Annotated in this window: 14 protein-coding genes, 3 tRNA genes and 3 pseudogenes; 8 read left to right on the forward strand and 12 right to left on the reverse strand. The window is 41.0% G+C overall.

The window, feature by feature from the left end; translation table 11 throughout:
* Positions 1 to 184, forward strand: a pseudogene (locus H8A87_RS20080) (hypothetical protein); the annotation flags it as partial.
* 96 nt (positions 185 to 280) lie between these two features.
* On the opposite strand, the gene H8A87_RS18290 reads toward H8A87_RS20080, so the two are convergent.
* On the reverse strand, positions 281 to 1,819 hold the full coding sequence (locus H8A87_RS18290; protein ID WP_198691344.1) for a hypothetical protein: 1,539 nt from the start codon (positions 1,817 to 1,819) through the stop codon (positions 281 to 283).
* 342 nt (positions 1,820 to 2,161) lie between these two features.
* On the opposite strand from H8A87_RS18290, the pseudogene H8A87_RS18295 reads away from it, so the two are divergent.
* Positions 2,162 to 3,112, forward strand: a pseudogene (locus H8A87_RS18295) (phage late control D family protein); the annotation flags it as partial.
* A 63-nt stretch (positions 3,113 to 3,175) separates the two neighbouring features.
* Positions 3,176 to 3,394: an ogr/Delta-like zinc finger family protein gene (locus H8A87_RS18300; RefSeq protein ID WP_198691345.1), complete on the forward strand. Its 219-nt coding sequence runs from the start codon at positions 3,176 to 3,178 to the stop codon at positions 3,392 to 3,394.
* Positions 3,395 to 3,658: 264 nt separating this feature from the next.
* Here the strand turns inward: H8A87_RS18300 and H8A87_RS18305 are convergent.
* The 9 genes from H8A87_RS18305 to H8A87_RS18345 all read right to left on the reverse strand — a co-directional run bounded on the left by H8A87_RS18305 (position 3,659) and on the right by H8A87_RS18345 (position 9,058).
* Positions 3,659 to 3,745, reverse strand: a tRNA-Leu gene (locus H8A87_RS18305).
* 7 nt (positions 3,746 to 3,752) lie between these two features.
* A tRNA-Cys gene (locus H8A87_RS18310) sits at positions 3,753 to 3,826 on the reverse strand.
* A gap of 5 nt (positions 3,827 to 3,831) precedes the next feature.
* A tRNA-Gly gene (locus tag H8A87_RS18315) sits at positions 3,832 to 3,907 on the reverse strand.
* Between the two features lie 144 nt (positions 3,908 to 4,051).
* The gene (gene pgsA / locus H8A87_RS18320) at positions 4,052 to 4,600 is read right to left on the reverse strand and encodes a CDP-diacylglycerol--glycerol-3-phosphate 3-phosphatidyltransferase (RefSeq protein ID WP_198691346.1); all 549 of its coding nucleotides are present in this window, start codon (positions 4,598 to 4,600) and stop codon (positions 4,052 to 4,054) included.
* A 56-nt stretch (positions 4,601 to 4,656) separates the two neighbouring features.
* The gene (gene uvrC / locus H8A87_RS18325; protein WP_198691347.1) at positions 4,657 to 6,489 is read right to left on the reverse strand and encodes an excinuclease ABC subunit UvrC; all 1,833 of its coding nucleotides are present in this window, start codon (positions 6,487 to 6,489) and stop codon (positions 4,657 to 4,659) included.
* A 23-nt stretch (positions 6,490 to 6,512) separates the two neighbouring features.
* Positions 6,513 to 7,172 (reverse strand): UvrY/SirA/GacA family response regulator transcription factor, encoded by a 660-nt coding sequence (uvrY, locus tag H8A87_RS18330; protein WP_198691348.1) that lies wholly within the window; start codon positions 7,170 to 7,172, stop codon positions 6,513 to 6,515.
* A 370-nt stretch (positions 7,173 to 7,542) separates the two neighbouring features.
* Positions 7,543 to 7,944 (reverse strand): GFA family protein, encoded by a 402-nt coding sequence (locus H8A87_RS18335; RefSeq protein WP_198691349.1) that lies wholly within the window; start codon positions 7,942 to 7,944, stop codon positions 7,543 to 7,545.
* Positions 7,945 to 8,121: 177 nt separating this feature from the next.
* Positions 8,122 to 8,490 (reverse strand): hypothetical protein, encoded by a 369-nt coding sequence (locus tag H8A87_RS18340; RefSeq protein WP_198691350.1) that lies wholly within the window; start codon positions 8,488 to 8,490, stop codon positions 8,122 to 8,124.
* Between the two features lie 199 nt (positions 8,491 to 8,689).
* Positions 8,690 to 9,058, reverse strand: coding sequence for an NIPSNAP family protein (locus H8A87_RS18345; protein WP_198691351.1), 369 nt, complete (start codon positions 9,056 to 9,058; stop codon positions 8,690 to 8,692).
* 181 nt (positions 9,059 to 9,239) lie between these two features.
* On the opposite strand from H8A87_RS18345, the gene H8A87_RS18350 reads away from it, so the two are divergent.
* A complete protein-coding gene (locus tag H8A87_RS18350; protein WP_198691352.1) occupies positions 9,240 to 10,865 on the forward strand; it encodes an FGGY-family carbohydrate kinase in 1,626 nt (541 codons plus the stop codon).
* 267 nt (positions 10,866 to 11,132) lie between these two features.
* Here the strand turns inward: H8A87_RS18350 and H8A87_RS18355 are convergent, their stop codons facing one another.
* On the reverse strand, positions 11,133 to 12,065 hold the full coding sequence (locus H8A87_RS18355) for a DMT family transporter (RefSeq protein ID WP_198691353.1): 933 nt from the start codon (positions 12,063 to 12,065) through the stop codon (positions 11,133 to 11,135).
* A 134-nt stretch (positions 12,066 to 12,199) separates the two neighbouring features.
* Here H8A87_RS18355 and H8A87_RS18360 point away from each other — a divergent pair, with 134 nt between their 5' ends.
* The 3 genes and pseudogenes from H8A87_RS18360 to speD all read left to right on the forward strand — a co-directional run bounded on the left by H8A87_RS18360 (position 12,200) and on the right by speD (position 14,639).
* A complete protein-coding gene (locus H8A87_RS18360) occupies positions 12,200 to 13,117 on the forward strand; it encodes a LysR family transcriptional regulator (RefSeq protein WP_332460398.1) in 918 nt (305 codons plus the stop codon).
* 154 nt (positions 13,118 to 13,271) lie between these two features.
* A protein-coding gene (locus tag H8A87_RS18365) for an IS1 family transposase (RefSeq protein ID WP_198691354.1) occupies positions 13,272 to 13,966 on the forward strand; the annotation gives its coding sequence in 2 pieces (ribosomal slippage) (positions 13,272 to 13,521 and positions 13,521 to 13,966; 696 coding nt in all).
* A gap of 416 nt (positions 13,967 to 14,382) precedes the next feature.
* A pseudogene (speD, locus tag H8A87_RS20085) lies at positions 14,383 to 14,639 on the forward strand (adenosylmethionine decarboxylase).
* A 621-nt stretch (positions 14,640 to 15,260) separates the two neighbouring features.
* On the opposite strand, the gene H8A87_RS18375 reads toward speD, so the two are convergent.
* Complete coding sequence (locus H8A87_RS18375; RefSeq protein WP_198691355.1) at positions 15,261 to 15,764, reverse strand: GNAT family N-acetyltransferase; 504 nt, start codon at positions 15,762 to 15,764, stop codon at positions 15,261 to 15,263.
* Between the two features lie 143 nt (positions 15,765 to 15,907).
* Here H8A87_RS18375 and H8A87_RS18380 point away from each other — a divergent pair, with 143 nt between their 5' ends.
* Positions 15,908 to 16,291, forward strand: coding sequence for a nuclear transport factor 2 family protein (locus tag H8A87_RS18380; RefSeq protein WP_198691356.1), 384 nt, complete (start codon positions 15,908 to 15,910; stop codon positions 16,289 to 16,291).
* Positions 16,292 to 16,334: the final 43 nt, after the last annotated feature.

The following is a 16,334-nucleotide window of genomic DNA, read 5'->3' on the forward strand; positions in this document are numbered from 1 at the left end:
CAAAACGTCAACACCCCCTAATCATACCCAAATCAAAAGATTGAATAGAAAAACCATTGGTTATTCAAAATGTAAGAAAATACACAGTAAAGGGATAGAAATCTTTATTGAACTTGACCGCTTTCCGAACTATGCAACTGAGTTCGGTGAACACGGGAGCTTCAAGTGTAGTAACATGCTGTAACAAGAGGCTGACAGAGGATATAAAGAATTGTACTGAAGTCAGCATAAGCACATGAAATTAAATCATTGTCAATTAATTTTAGATGCGATTGCCCTGTCAATCGATCCAGTTACCATTGACATATCCTGTGAAATTTTGTGGTACAAACCACAATAGCAAGATACTGAGTTGACCATCTTCCAATACATCTCGCCAATGTGGCATCTGCGGGTTGATCAAATGACCATCACCAGACTGTAACATTGCCTTGTGCACAACCATGGGAGTTTCTACATAAATTGGCCACGCCTGATCCTTTGATATTTCTGGTTTAGTCTCAACTGGCAGCGACATAACCCAAGAAAATGCCAACACATCATCCTTGTGGCGGGGTAAGATAGCTCCTGACTTGTAGATAGTTAAAGCGTTATGGCCTGGTTTGACTGGATCTGTTAATACTTGATTGATCAACGTACAAACCTGACCTTGTAGATAAAAAGAGAACTCATCCCGATGATACCAGAGACGTTGTTGAGTATTGCCATTGGCACGATCCAGCAGTAAATATTTCTTATCCATCATAAAACGCATATATTTCCTTGCGATCGCTAGTTCAATTGGTGACAGAATACTTTCAAAAGTGAGGCAAGAATTCTGAACCAATTGCTTTTTTAGTTCGCTCAATTGCCACGACCACTGCTCTCGTCGTGTTTGAATCATACTTGGATCATACACAATGCCGCTGTAAACGAATAAGGTAAACGTTTCCAGCTCTAATTCATTAATATGCATACGAGAAGCCAACAGATCATGCAGATTTTTTTGTTGGGCCGGTGTTAGCCAATACATTGACAAAATGTCCTTAACTGGATCATGTACCCATATATTGGGAGAACAGGATAAAGCCCATTTCAAATTCGGAATCTGTCCCCGCAGCTTGGCATCCAGACCATCAATCGACAAGTAGACTCTCGGATTGAGTTGATATAAATGAGAAGACACATCAATTGTCGGCAGGTGATTTCGATAAAACAGCGGTAGTTCATTGATCAGACTACTTGACAATTGACAGTGCTGACTAAAGAAACGCTCAAATAAAGGCAATTTATCCACAGAAGTAATTAACCCGTGCTTGAGCAAACGATTTTTCATCGCCTTTGGAAGAACGTCAAATTGTTCTGAACTCAGCCCCTCCGTGATAATGTCAAATACCTTAGAGGTGAACTTGGAAGACCAAGCCGGTAGTACGACCGTCTCCCTCAGAAAATCGTTTTCATGCTGGGAATAAAAAGCCATAAAAACAAAAGAGGCAACGTAATAACAATGCCCATTAAACTTGATTGATACGTAACGGCCACTGTTGAGTACATTGAACGCGCGTTTAAAGTGGCCGAGTATACCAAGTTTGTCGATCGGTTTCAGAAATCCAAGGTCTATTAATTGTTCAAACAAGTAATTAGGATATTGTGATACCAGCTCGTTGTTAAGCTGAGATTGAGATAACTTTACCAATAGCTCACACATCTGTAATTGATCCGCAATAGCAAACGACACATACTTGGATCTTGTTGTATGCGTCGTGAAATTACGGAACCCTACAATTACCTTACACAAATCATTAACTACCCATTGCTGTTTCGTATCATGAGCGTTCATTTTTCTTACTCCTTGACTTGAATTTTCCAATCAACAAACGTACACCGCCTAGTACATGTCTGATAAAGTATACACGCCACTTCCAGCGCCTTGGATGAACCACAACTCCGGTCAAGCATAATTCTACTCCATCAAGCAAATCACAAATCAAAGCATCGTGAACCCAGCGTGTACAACAATGCCATATTAAGTAGTGAGATCTTCTTAGACAAAGGTGAGTAAAATGGATAATTAACGTCTTCTCTTGCATATAAGGATAGATTAAAAAACCATGTACACCTTCATAGCCATCGGGCGAGATAAAACGAAATAAAACTCCTTTATCCGGTTGATATTGCTCTACTTGATATTGAACTGGACGACAGCGACGGCTTGTTATCCCTGCCCCGACGCGGAACGGCCCTGTCTTTGCATCTGGGCTGGCAGGGGGAACCGCTTATCCACAAAGGCACCTTTATGGTGGATGAAATCGAGTACAGCAGCGCACCGGATAAAATCAACATTCGCGCCCGCAGTGCGGACTTCCGGGCAACCCTCAATATCAGCCGGGAGTTGTCCTATCACCAGAAAACCATCAGTGACATCGTGCACACCGTCGCCACGCGCAACAACCTCAAACCCGAAGTGGACAAAACGCTGGCCGGTATCACCCTTAACCACATCGACCAGACCAACGAATCGGACGGCAGCTTCCTGACACGGCTGGCAAAACAGGAAGGGGCCATGGCTACCGTCAAGAACGGCTGTCTGCTGTTTATCCGGCAGGGACAAAACAAAACGGCCCGCGGTCAGCTCCTGCCGGTGGTGAGCATTACCCGCCAATCGGGCGACGGATACCGGTTTTCACTGGCCGATCGTGATGCCTATACCGGCGTTTCGGCCAGTTGGCTGAACACCCGCGAACCCAAGAAGAAAGAGAACGTCACCGTCAAACGCAAACGGCGCAAAACCCATTCGCAGAAAAAAGAAGAAAAACAGGGGGAATATCTGGCCGGCAGTGAGGGCAATGTACTGGTGCTGAAACACACTTACGCTTACAAATCCAACGCTGAACGGGCCGCCAAAACCGAGTGGGAGAAGATCCAGCGCGGCGTCGCCTCGTTTTCGATGCAACTGGCCAAGGGCCGGCCGGAACTGTTTCCCGAAATGAAAGTCAGGGTAAACGGCTTCAAGCCTGAGATTGACAGGGCAGACTGGACGCTGGTCACGGTCACCCATACCTTGAATGACAACGGGTTAACCTCGGCCTTAGAACTGGAAGTAAAGATTTCAGATGCTGACATGGGCGCCTGATTTGCTATAATCGCGCCATTGCCTAACAAAGCTGGCAGTCCTTTTTAAGAAGGCACGCATATCATGATGAAATGCCCCCTTTGCTTCCATGTTGCCCATACCCGCAGCAGCTTTGAACACACGCCCCAAACCAAAGAACGCTACAACCAGTGCCAGAATATCAATTGTGGTGCCACATTCGTCAGCCATGAAACCTTTGTCCGGTACGTGACCAAACCGACCCTGATTGAAGCCGCCCCGCCCCATCCTGTCAGGGGTCAGCAAACTGTCATGCACTTTTAATTAGCACCACTGAATAAATAATCAACAAAAGCACATCATGATTCAATCGGGTGTGCTTTTTTCTGTGAAAAATATTTTTTTCTGCGGTGATTTTTGAAGGAAAACTGGCGTGAAATGAATAGTGTGTATTTATACAGCGTCGCCACAGTGCCGCCATTCTGCTGCCCATTCGGTTTTTTTTAGCATTCTCAGAAAACAAAAAAGCCACCGAAAAGGTGGCTCTTTCTTAACGCTAACTCACTGTTTTACGAGTGAATTTTTAGATGGTGCCCAGAGCGGGACTTGAACCCGCACAGCCTTACAGCCGAGGGATTTTAAATCCCTTGTGTCTACCGATTTCACCACCTGGGCTTGAATCTGGAGGCGCGTCCCGGAGTCGAACCGAGGTTGACGGATTTGCAATCCGCTGCATGACCACTCTGCCAACGCGCCTTTTTTGGAGCGGGAAACGAGACTCGAACTCGCGACCCCGACCTTGGCAAGGTCGTGCTCTACCAACTGAGCTATTCCCGCTTTTCTTCGAACTCGTTGATTTACTTAACTTGTTTCGTAAATATCATATGCCGTTCGATGCGTTGCATTCTACTTATTTCACGAAATGAGTCAACACAATTATTTATAAAATGCGTTCATTCGATGGTTTTTGCGTCACTTCGATCAACCTTCACGCAAATCGTTCCATGCAGCGCTCAAATATTGAAACATTGACCAAAACGTCAATACCGCTGCAGCATATAATAAGATGAATCCCCCCACTTCAATTTCAATGCAGGGACGCCACAACAGGGCGACCAATGCTGCCATTTGTGCAGTGGTTTTTATTTTTCCCATCCAGGAAACGGCTACGCTGCTGCGTTTTCCCAATTCCGCCATCCATTCACGCAGGGAAGATATGATGATCTCACGAGCAATCATTGTCGCGGTAGGCAATGTAATCCACCACGTATGATAATGTTCTGCAATAAGCACCAACGCCGTGGCAACCATGACTTTATCCGCCACCGGATCAAGAAATGCCCCAAAGCGCGTTGTTTGTTTCCACAAACGGGCAAGAAAACCATCAAACCAATCGGTTGCAGCGGCAACAACAAAGATAGTGGCACACACCATCGGTGCCCATTGGAATGGCAGGTAAAATGCCAAAACAAAGAATGGGATTAAGGCAATACGGAACAGAGTAAGCCATGTTGGAATATTTAATTGCATAATGCTTAGTAACTATCTGGCCATGTAAAGTTTATCAGTATGGTGCATCAATACTCTTAGTGTTTCAACGCATTATAGATTTTTTCTGCCAGTGCATAAGAAATAGAAGGCACTTTTGCGATCTCTTCTACACTTGCATTGCGTAAAGGTTGTAATCCGCCCATATATTTTAGCAACATTTGTCTACGTTTTGGTCCAATACCTTCTATTGATTCCAGTGTACTGGTATTTTTCACTTTTTCTCGACGCTGGCGGTGGCCTGTAATGGCGTGGTTGTGAGATTCATCACGAATATGTTGAATAACATGTAATGCAGGTGAATCAGGAGGAAGTGCCATGCCCTCACCCTCTGCTTCAAAAAATAAAGTTTCCAATCCCGCTTTACGGTCACTACCTTTTGCAACACCAATTAGTTTGGGATGGTTTTTATTCCATTCAACCTCCAGAGAGTCGAAAACTTCAACCGCTTGTGCAAGTTGGCCTTTACCACCGTCAATAAAGATAATGTCTGGGATTTTGCTCTGATCAATAGCTTTGCTATATCGACGACGCAAGACCTGATTCATCGCTGCATAATCATCTCCCAGCGTAATACCCGTAATATTATAGCGGCGATACTCTGCACGAACAGGACCATTGCTATCAAAAACAACACAGGATGCGACGGTTTGTTCTCCCATCGTATGGCTGATGTCGAAACATTCCATACGCTGGATTTTTTCAAAGCCTGCGAATACAGCAAGTGATTCTAATCGCTGATAGATTGTTGATTGTTGGGAGAGCTTCGAGGTCAATGCTGTTGCAGCGTTAGTACGTGCCAATTTTAAGTAGCGCGCTCTGTCACCCCTTGGACGTGCTTGGATATGGACTTTTCTGCCCGATAATTCAGAAAGTGATGCTTCCAACAGTTCTTTTTCGGGTAGAGAGAAGTCTAGCAAGATTTCTGTCGGCAATGTCCTGTTTTGGCTACCCTGAAGATAAAATTGACCAAGGAAAGTCTGTACTACTTCATCTAATTTCGTATCGACAGGAATTTTAGGATAGTAGCTCCGGCTACCCAATATTTTTCCCTGACGGATAAATAAGACGTGCACACAGGCCATACCAGCCTCAAAAGCAACACTGATAACATCGAGGTCATCACCTTCTCCAAAAACAAATTGCCGTTCCGTCACTTGTCGCACGGCTTGAATCTGGTCGCGATAACGGGCAGCATCTTCAAATTTAAGCTGTTGGCTCGCTTTTTCCATTTTGCTAATCAGTTCAATCAGTACTTGCTGATCTTTACCCGCCAGAAACAAGCGGACATATTCAACCTGTTGCTGATATTCTTCATCCGTCACAAGTCCCTTAACACAAGGGGCAAGACAGCGGCCAATCTGATATTGCAAGCAAGGTCTTGAACGATTGCGATACACGCTGTCTTCACATTGACGGATAGGGAATAATTTTTGCAATAAAGCCAAGCTGTCACGCACGGCATGGGAATTGGGAAACGGCCCGAAGTATTCACCTTTCGCATGTTTGGCACCACGGTATAGGGTCAGACGAGGATGGATATCGCCACTCAAGAAAATATAAGGATAAGATTTATCATCCCGCAACAATACATTGTAGCGAGGCTGATAAAGTTTGATGTAATTATGTTCAAGCAGGAGTGCCTCAGTTTCTGTGTGGGTAATGGTGACGTCTATCTGGACAATATTCTTCACCAATGATTCTGTTTTTCGGCTGCTAACTTGTGTTCGAAAGTAGCTAAATAACCGTTTTTTTAGATCCTTGGCTTTACCGACATAAATCACAGTGCCGGTGGCATCATACATACGGTAGACACCCGGCTGGCTGGTGACGGTTTTTAAAAATACCTTTGAATTAAATTGCTCTGCCACGATTTATCACCCATCAAACCTTATCATCCGCCGTGATTTACCATATTCTGCGTATCCAGCAACCCACAGCGTATTGCCATATGGGTCAATTCTACATCACCATTGATATTTAGTTTACTGAACATTCTATAGCGATAACTATTCACTGTTTTTGAGCTCAGGTTTAGCAGCGTAGAAATCTCAGTGACTTTGCGGCCTTGAGTTATCATAGTCATGATCTGTAATTCCCGCTCTGAGAGCCCATCCAGCGGGTTTTCTTTTTGGGGTGATAATTGATTGAGTGCCATCTGCTGGGCAATATCTGGAGAGATATAACGCTGCCCCGCATAAACGGCCCGAATCGCATTGATCATATCCTGAGGAGTTGCAGCCTTGCTCAAATATCCCCTGACCCCTGCCTGCATTACTTTCGGGGGCAAAGCGCTTTCAGTATGAATAGTCAGCATAATCACCCGTGTATCAGGTGAATAACGGATGATTTTTTTGGCTGCCTCAAGCCCTCCCATACCCGGCATCCCCATATCCATAATGACAACATCCGTGCTGTTTGATCTACACCATCTGACCGCATCTTCTCCACTGCCGGCTTCTCCTATGACTTTAATTCCTTTTACATCATCAAGGATGCCTTTCACGCCAATGCGAACCAGTTCATGGTCATCAACTAATAAAACATTAATCAAACAACATCTCCACTAACGTAATACCCACTAAAATAGTGGCAAATTAATAAGATCCAAAACCAAGCGGACATATTGAATTTATCTTTATGATTTTCATAAGATAATTTGAAAGAAGACAACATCATCTCTCGGGTGATATCAAAATCTTTTTGATGAGATAATGGATTATACTAACATTAGTGCAAAACAGAAAGAAAATTATTACATATCAATAAAGTAAATCATTTTAATTATCTTGTTTATTATGAAATGTATTGACCAAACAACTTCGGGCCATATTTTTTAAAACAACATATAAATCGGTTATGAATAACCTATTTATTTTAATCCACCACAATATGAGGGCGATATCGCCCTCATATTGTGCCGATTATTTAAATAAATTAAGAATATCTTGTTCAGTCAGCATAGGAGTCTTTTCAACAAAATTATAATACGTTGGTTTACTATCTACATAAATTTGGCGGGATAATTTACTTGAATGATTATTATCAAACAATGCAATTGGTACATAATAAGCACTGGGGTGATGCAAATGATAGAAAAGATGTGTGCCGCATTTTTTACAAAAAGCTCGTTCTGCCCATTCTGACGATGAATATGTTGAAATATTTTCAGCACCTTCTATTTGTAGATCATTCTTACAGTCTACCGATAAAAATGGACCACCATTCCATTTTTGGCATATTTTACAATGGCATGCGTTAATATTTTCAATACCTTGATTGGTTTTTACGCCAACAGCGCCACATAAACAACGACCTTGCTTCATCACTTTACTCTCTGCCAGAGATAAATCTTATTTGAGATTGAACACCACCACTACATTCCACTAAAAATGCCATATTAAATACAATAATTCGCTGATTTTTAGCATGTTAGATCCCCCCTTCATATATAACTCAAATTTTAGCTAGAAAGACAAAGAATATAGGTGAAAAAATATAAATTATTTATCTTGGATATTTCTACCTTCATCCTCTTCATCATCAATATGCCAACTGTGTAGTATTCGATGGACAAAAGGTGTCACTACCATCCCAACCGCGATGAAAAAGATTGCCTGAAGGAATAGCCCATAAATAGCTGCAAAATATTTCCCCGGAGTGCTGACTGGCTCAATATGCAAGTTTTGAGTTCCAATCATTAAGACAGAATTCAGTATTGCATCAGGTATAGCATGGCTTTCAATCAAGAAAAAACCCAATACACCAGGGATAATACCGATCAAAAATACAATAAATGCATGCAAAAGAAAGCGCAGTATCCGTAAGATAAATCGATCCAGGCTAATTAATTTATCAGTAAATTTTTCCATACTGAGATCTCCACTAATAAATTAGTTACCATGGTGATTGTATGTTAGTTTTTATTTTTATCAATGATCATTCATCGAATATCGTCAAATTTACTGGGAGATAAGAAATTTCTCTTTTGGAATATGTAAAAAAGATAGCCGAGAAGTTGTTAGAATAAAATGACTACTTTTCTTCAATAAATTTATTCTGTTCTATCAATCAAAAAGATATAATGAATACTTCATCTATGTGATTACTTCCACGCAACGCATCAATGGATAACACCGGAAGCTCAATTATCGATTTTACGCTTTTATCCATTCTCTCGATAATGTCTGCTCTAGGGCCTTTGATCCAATCACTACTTTTATAAAATTCAGTCAGAATTTCATGCATCTCATCAAAATTATCAAAAGCGCGAATCAGATAATATGAATCGAGATCATGTAATGAGTTACCATAACTCACAACATCTATACCGTTTTTTCTATGTAATGGTACGCTGATACTCATCATTATACGGTGAAACTCTTCACCTGTTCCTGTTTTTAATTCGTATTGCAGTATTTCTATAATTTTTTTATCCATACCATCGCCTTTTAGTTTTTAATTTACATAATGACAGATTTCTCCTCTTTTCTGAAAGAAAAACACAGCTTGGGATTATTTGTGATAACCAGAAATTCCCATACGAGAAAAGAAACACGACAAATTGAAGTAAAAAGCCTACTCTGAATGTTAGCATCAAATAAAAACAACGAGGTATCGCATGGGGCAACAATATTTTATTGGTGTTGATGTTGGCTCTGCCAGTGTGCGGTCTGCTATTTTTGATCTAAAAGGTAAGCGACTAGCTTTTTCCGTCCTCCCTATCCAACAATTTCATTCTAAAACAGATTTTTTCGAACAGTCGTCGGCAGATATCTGGGCAAATGTCTGTAGTACCGTCAAAGAAGTCATCTTTCAGGCAGATATCGACTCCATTCATGTTAAGTCTATCAGCTTTGATGCTACTTGCTCCTTGGTTGCAGTCGGCTCAAGCCGGCTACCATTGTCTATTGCGGAAAATGGTAATCCAGAGCGTGACATCATCATGTGGATGGATCACCGGGCAGGAGAGGAAGCCACCAGCATTAACCTCACGAATGATCCCGCCCTGCGTTATGTTGGCGGTGAAGTAAGTGTCGAAATGGAATTACCTAAGGTTTTATGGCTGAAAAACCATTTTCCGCAACGCTATCAGGCAGCGTGGCGTTTTTTTGATTTAGCAGATTTTCTGGTGTGGAAAGCAACGGGAGCAGATGTTGCCAGTGTTTGTACTCTGACCTGTAAATGGAACTATCTTGCCCATCAAGCACAGTTCAGCAAAGAATTTCTTCAAAGAATCGGGCTGGGAGACCTGACAGACAAAATACCATCTACCATTCTAAAACTGGGTGAAAAAGCAGGTTATTTGACTGAGGAAGCAGCCAGAGCATTCGGTTTGCACGGCAAAGTTATCGTTGCCAGTGGCATTATTGATGCCCATGCCGGAGGTCTGGCTTTGGTCGGTGCAAAACCGACAGGCAGTCTGGCGATTATCAGCGGAACCTCCAATTGCCATATGATTGTCAGCCCTGAGCCACTGATGGTTCCAGGCGTCTGGGGCCCTTATTTGGGTGCCATGCTGCCGGAGTATTGGCTAAATGAAGGTGGACAAAGCGCAGCAGGTGCGCTAGTTGAATGGTCGATCCGCCAGCATGAGGCATGGCCAGCATTGGAGGCCGAAACCAAAGTCTCTGGTCGTCATTACTACCAACTTCTGAATGACGCCGTTACGCAGTTGGAACAACACGAAAAATATCCGACAAAACAGCTTCATGTTTTGGCCGATCATCACGGTAACCGATCACCGCGGGCAAACCCCAGAGCCAAAGGCATGGTTAGTGGATTAATGTTGGAACAAGGGCGTGAAGCATTAGCTCGATATTATCTGGCAACGTTGCAATCCATCGCTTATGGCACACGCCATATAATTGATACCTTGATTACCGCAGGGCATCAAATAGACCGTCTGGTGATGTGTGGTGGTGCGACCAAAAATCCATTATGGCTGCGGGAATATGCCAATGCGACAGGACAAGAAATCCATTTAGCTCAGGAAGAAGATGCCGTTAATCTTGGTGCAGCCATATTAGGTGCGGTCGCCTGCGGAGCATTTGCTAATATAGCACAAGCAGCACAAACAATGGTGCGAGCAGGAGATGTTATTTATCCAGATAAGGAAACGTACCCATTCCATCAGGCAAAGTATCAAGTTTATTTGCAAATGTACCAAGACCAGCAACGTTATATTGATATCATGCGCTCTGCCAATTCTTTTAAATTACACAAGAAAAATAAGTCATTTGGTTAACTATTCGCCACAACACTAGACCACATTTTTTAATTTATATTTAATCACCCCACAAAAATGACACGGCACTTTATAACACAGCGAATAAAAACCATATTAACCAATTAATAAACACAAATTAAAATCGATGATCTGGAGCAGATCATCAGGAAAATGGAGAGTTAATGGAAAAAAAATTAATAACAACATATTAAAAAAGGCAGAGAAAGACTACGCCCAATCCCTGCAATATCTCAGATTAATGATTCAGATAACAGAGAAGCACGCTTACAACCTATTATTTTTTGCATCCCCCCTGAAAACTGACCATACCGCAATACCCCCCTGCCCTAAAAGCACACCAACAATGGTGATAACGATACCAATAACTTGTGCCAAACTGGGTATATCTCCCATCATTACCTGTATAGCAAGCGCAAAAATGGGAACGAAATTGAAAAATATTGCCGTCTTTCCTGCTCCGCGAATCGCAATGCCCATATTCCAAAAAAGATACGCAAAAGTGGAACCGCCAATACCTATATAGATACAAGCCAAATGACTTTCAAACGTTCCGGCTGATAATGCAGGAACTGGTGATTCAACAAAAAAAGCAATGAACACCAATATAACTGCGCCAAAAAGCATCGTCCAACTAGTCGTTTCCAATGGTGTCGCACCACTGACAAAAACTCTTGTTCCTACCGTATAAATCGCCCAGCCAAGACTACCGACAAAAATGATCATATCGCCCGTTGCCACCTGAACCGCACCGCCAAAAAACAATTGACCGTTGGTAATAACCAAAGCAACGCCCAGCAAGCTGATAACCATGCCAACCACACGCACAAATTCAGGCATCCGACGATATATGACAGCTTCCAGAATGTTGGCAGAAATGGGCGTCGTTGCCATAATCAGTGCAGCAGTGATCGGACTGGAACTTTGAAGACCGACAAAAAACGCTCCATTAAATCCTGCAACCCCAATAGCCCCAAGGACAACAAACACCCGCCAATTTTGTTTCAAAACCTTCCCATGAATCCCCTCTTTCCATGCTAAAAAAATAAAAATACAAATGACTGCAAAGAAAAAACGCTCAACGGAAGCCGTCCACGGTGGTAAGCTCACAAGCGCAAATTTAGTTACCTGAAAATTTGATCCCCAAAAGAATGTTGCGATTAACGTCAGCATAACCGCTAACTGTGGTGTCGTTCTCATATCCATTACCTTAATTTTTTTGATTTATTCACAGACCAAACTGAGTCATTTTGACAAAATCATTGTGGCATCTTTCAAAATTGAAATATTTAGACAATATTGGTAATCAATTTTTCATAAATGGAAATTACACCGTGCAATCACTTATTTGGGATGACATTCGGATATTTTTGGCAGTTGCAAGAACAGGCACTATCAGTAAATCGGCGGCTCTTCTTGGTATCGGTGTGGCAACGGTATCGCGAAAAATCGAACGGTTGGAAGATACCTTCGGAATACCTCTATTTCTCCGGCATCAAGCGGGGTATCGGCTAACGGAAGATGGCGCAGAACTACTGGAAAAAGCTAAGGCAATGGAGATGGCAGCAAGTTCATTGCTGTTTGACGCCGATACACGGGCAGTCATTGCGGGAACCGTGCGCCTTGCAACATTAGAAACATTAGCCAATCACTTAATTATGCAAAACTTGCCAGCCCTACAAAAAAATCATCCAAATCTGACGATAGAGATCACTACTGATATCTACTCTGTGAATCTCCACCGCCGTGATGCTGACTTAGCACTTCGCATCGTCAGGCCTGAGCAAGGACATGTTAATGTTCGGCAACTGGGCACATTAGGATTGGGTCTGTATGGAAGTGAAGCCTATTTAGCAACCTGCCCTTCTGGCATATTTAAAGGTGAATACGACAACGCCAATTTTATTGGTTGGACAAATGAACACTCGCAACTTCCTTCTTCGAACTGGCTTGAACAAACTCTAAGAGGTCGCCCACTTTCAGTCGCAACAACCTCGATTTTTAGTCAGATCGCAGCGGCAAATGCAGGGCTGGGATTAGCTGTCTTACCCCATATTGCTGCCAGCAGTAGCGCAGGGCTCACCTGTATTTCGCGTGATTTAGGCATAGATAAGCCCATCTGGCTTGTAATTCAGTCTGATTTGGCCCATTCACCCAGAATACGAAAAGTCGCGGATTTTTTGGCAGACATGATTTATCAAAATCAGGACAAACTTTCAGGACAAACTGGAATTAACTTTTTTAAGAATTAAAAAAGCAAAAGATGGGGTGTTTTTTCAATCACCCTCTACCATTATGTCAGTATCCTAATGCTAACCGTAGTCAGCGTTTGCGAGATAATTTAGGTTGCGTATTCAAAGTGTTGTTATTCAGGTATAATAACCATTTTTTATGGGGAGAATGTGAGTGGCAATGGTTGAAGTTAAATGTCGATTTTGTGATCAGACAAAAGAGGTTAAAAAACAGGGTAAAGGTAAAGGAGGCTATCAGCGTTATCGTTGTTTGTCTTGTAATCGGACTTTCCAACTCGACTATTCCTATCGCGCCTGTCAGGCCGGAATCAAAGAGCAAATTATTTATCTGACAATGAATAACTCAGGTATTCGTGATACCGCCCGGACATTACATATCAGCATTAATGCGGTTGTTCGCACACTAAAAAACTCTGCCCACGATATGTAACAACGCTTCCTCTCGAGAATTCGGATATACAGCTTATCTACGAAGTTGACGAGATGGGGTCTTTTGTGGGTAATAAAGAGCAACAACGCTGGTTATGGTATGCTTGGGAACCCCGTCTGAAACGTATCATTGCTCATACTTTCGGAAGGCGGAGCAAGAAAACACTCAAGAAATTATTAAAAAAACTTGCTCGATTCAACGTAGCTTTCTGGTGTACAGATAATTTCAATATTTACAATATGTTACCGAAAAATAAGCACCTCATCGGAAAAAGTTTCACACAACGTATCAAACGTGAAAATCTCACTCTACGTAATCGGATTAAGCGATTGAACCGTAAAACACTCGGTTATTCAAAATCGCCAGAAATGCATGACAAAGTCATCGGTACTTTTATTGAAAGAGAATATTATATTTAGAGGTAATCAACGCATTGAATACGTGACCCGCAATTCAATCAATATCATGGTGGCAGTATTATTGGTAATGTCAGCGACCTCTATATTCTTTCCGTAACACAAAATACATACTCAACAATCCCAGAAGACAGCTTTTTCTCTAGCAAAATATATACTGGGGAACTTAATCCCCGTGTGAAGTTTTATCAATGTAAGTCATGCCATAACATGATGAAAATTGGATATGAAAAAAGCATATTGACGATAGAGAAGTTGATAGAAATAGGTTGTGAACAATGTTATGAAACGAAATTTCAATATAGAGGACAAGAAAAAACTCTCTTACCTACCCATACTAAACAATTTGATACTAATAAACTTGGCACCCACATTGTGATAACAATAAGTTAAAGTCTATATCTGAAATAGAAAAAATGATGTTTGATATTGCCCGTAGATGTAACCTTAATATCGTCACCCATCATTTCCATGAGTTTAAACCTTGGGGAGTCAGTGGTATATAATATTAGCAGAATCACATTTTACGATACACACATGGCCTGAATATCACTATGCAGCGCTTGATTTATTTGTCTGCAATGAATTTAAGCATCAAGATATTCTTATGACACAATTACAAACTCAACTGAACTCACAAGAATACAAATATAAAATACTACAACGAGGTTTCTAACGTTAGAAAAAAGGAGTATTTTCTTTTTCTGCGTCTAAAATAGAAAAGGAAGCAATCAAAATTAGTGCTTCCTCTATCAATTTGGTTACCATAAATTTAAAAAACATCACGTTAACCGATTTTTTAGCAAGGCCATACCCATAATATCGCAATATTTACCATCTTTGAGCCAACACCCTTACCAAAATAAGCTGAATCAACTCCCATACCAATGTCTGCCACTTATCAATGTCTTGGATTAGCATAAGGAGAGAGTCTCAATGTACCTATCACTTTACCGTCTGTTTCAACAAAAAAATCAATATTGCCTTTAATATTATTTTTTTAAAGCGTTGACACTACATCCCATACGAAATGCATGAAAGTTGCATTGTATTAGAATAATACATCCGGGTTACTATAAATTCATTGATAATGCACTTCATTTTCAGGCTCAGTCACTCTAATTTTAATTCCCATACACACCTATTATAACCATTAATGAAAAAATAAATGAACATTTTATTCAAAAAAATTTAGAAGAATGGAAAATCAATCTTTTTTTCATGCACACGTTTATTTTCTTTGGAGTTGAATATCGGTTTGCATTGTTATTAAAACGAAAGAAACTCCAAAAAAATATCACACAAATCGACTTTTGATTAAAGACATTCCCATAACATCACAATATTGACCATTTCTTAGTGACTGCATACGCCGGATACCTTCCGCTTCAAATCCAAATTTTGAGTATAGGGCTATCGCTCTTTCATTATCAGCAAAAACTTCCAGTTCAATTCTGATACAACCTAACCAGTTGAATGCATAATCAACCACAAATGCCATCAACCTTGAACCAACGCCCTTGCCAGAATAAGCCTCATCAACACCAATACCAATGCCCACGGCATGTCTGCGTCTTGGGTTAGCATAGGTAAATAATCTTATTATACCCACTACCTTACCATCTATTTCAGCAACAAAATCAATATCCCCTTGCTCTTTATTTATCCTCAAACGCTCTCGCCACATTTCATGCGAAGGGCATGGGAGTTGCAAAGTGTTGAAATAAACATCTGGATGGCTATAAATTCTTTGATAATGCTCAGTATCTTCAGGCTCAGTCGCCCTAATTATAATTTCCATACATACCTCTTTTTCAACTTGACTACTTTATAACTATCTGATAAAAAAATGAATGTAAATAGCTTATTAAAAATAATTATTTAAATAATAACACGCCTATTACCGATGTTATTTTACGCTAGTTTATTTTCTTTAGAGTTCATATGGTTCAGGAAAATTTAGCTATTTTAAAACTAATCAGACATCTTGAAATCAGTCTTCATGGTGAAAAAAGGAATAATGCTGATTGGCTTAATATTGTATTACACGATGATTTTCTGGAAATCAGTAAATCAGGTTATGTTTATACTAAAAAAATAGTGATCGATGAATTAACTACAGAAATAAAAACTGTTTCCTCAATTTTTTCACAATCTTTTGCTATGAAATGGCTGGATGACAATATTGTGCTAATGACTTATCAATCTTATGAAATGGATCAAACTGGCAACTCGTTCAATCAAGCACTCCGCTCATCAATTTGGCAATTATCATCAAACGATAAATGGCAGCTTAGATTCCATCAAGGTACGATCATAACTGCATAAGATATCGGGATAGGGGGGAACCGATAGGTTCCGCCCCTCCCAC

Origin of the sequence: Xenorhabdus lircayensis (assembly GCF_016306625.1) — a bacterium.
GTDB lineage: Bacteria > Pseudomonadota > Gammaproteobacteria > Enterobacterales > Enterobacteriaceae > Xenorhabdus > Xenorhabdus lircayensis.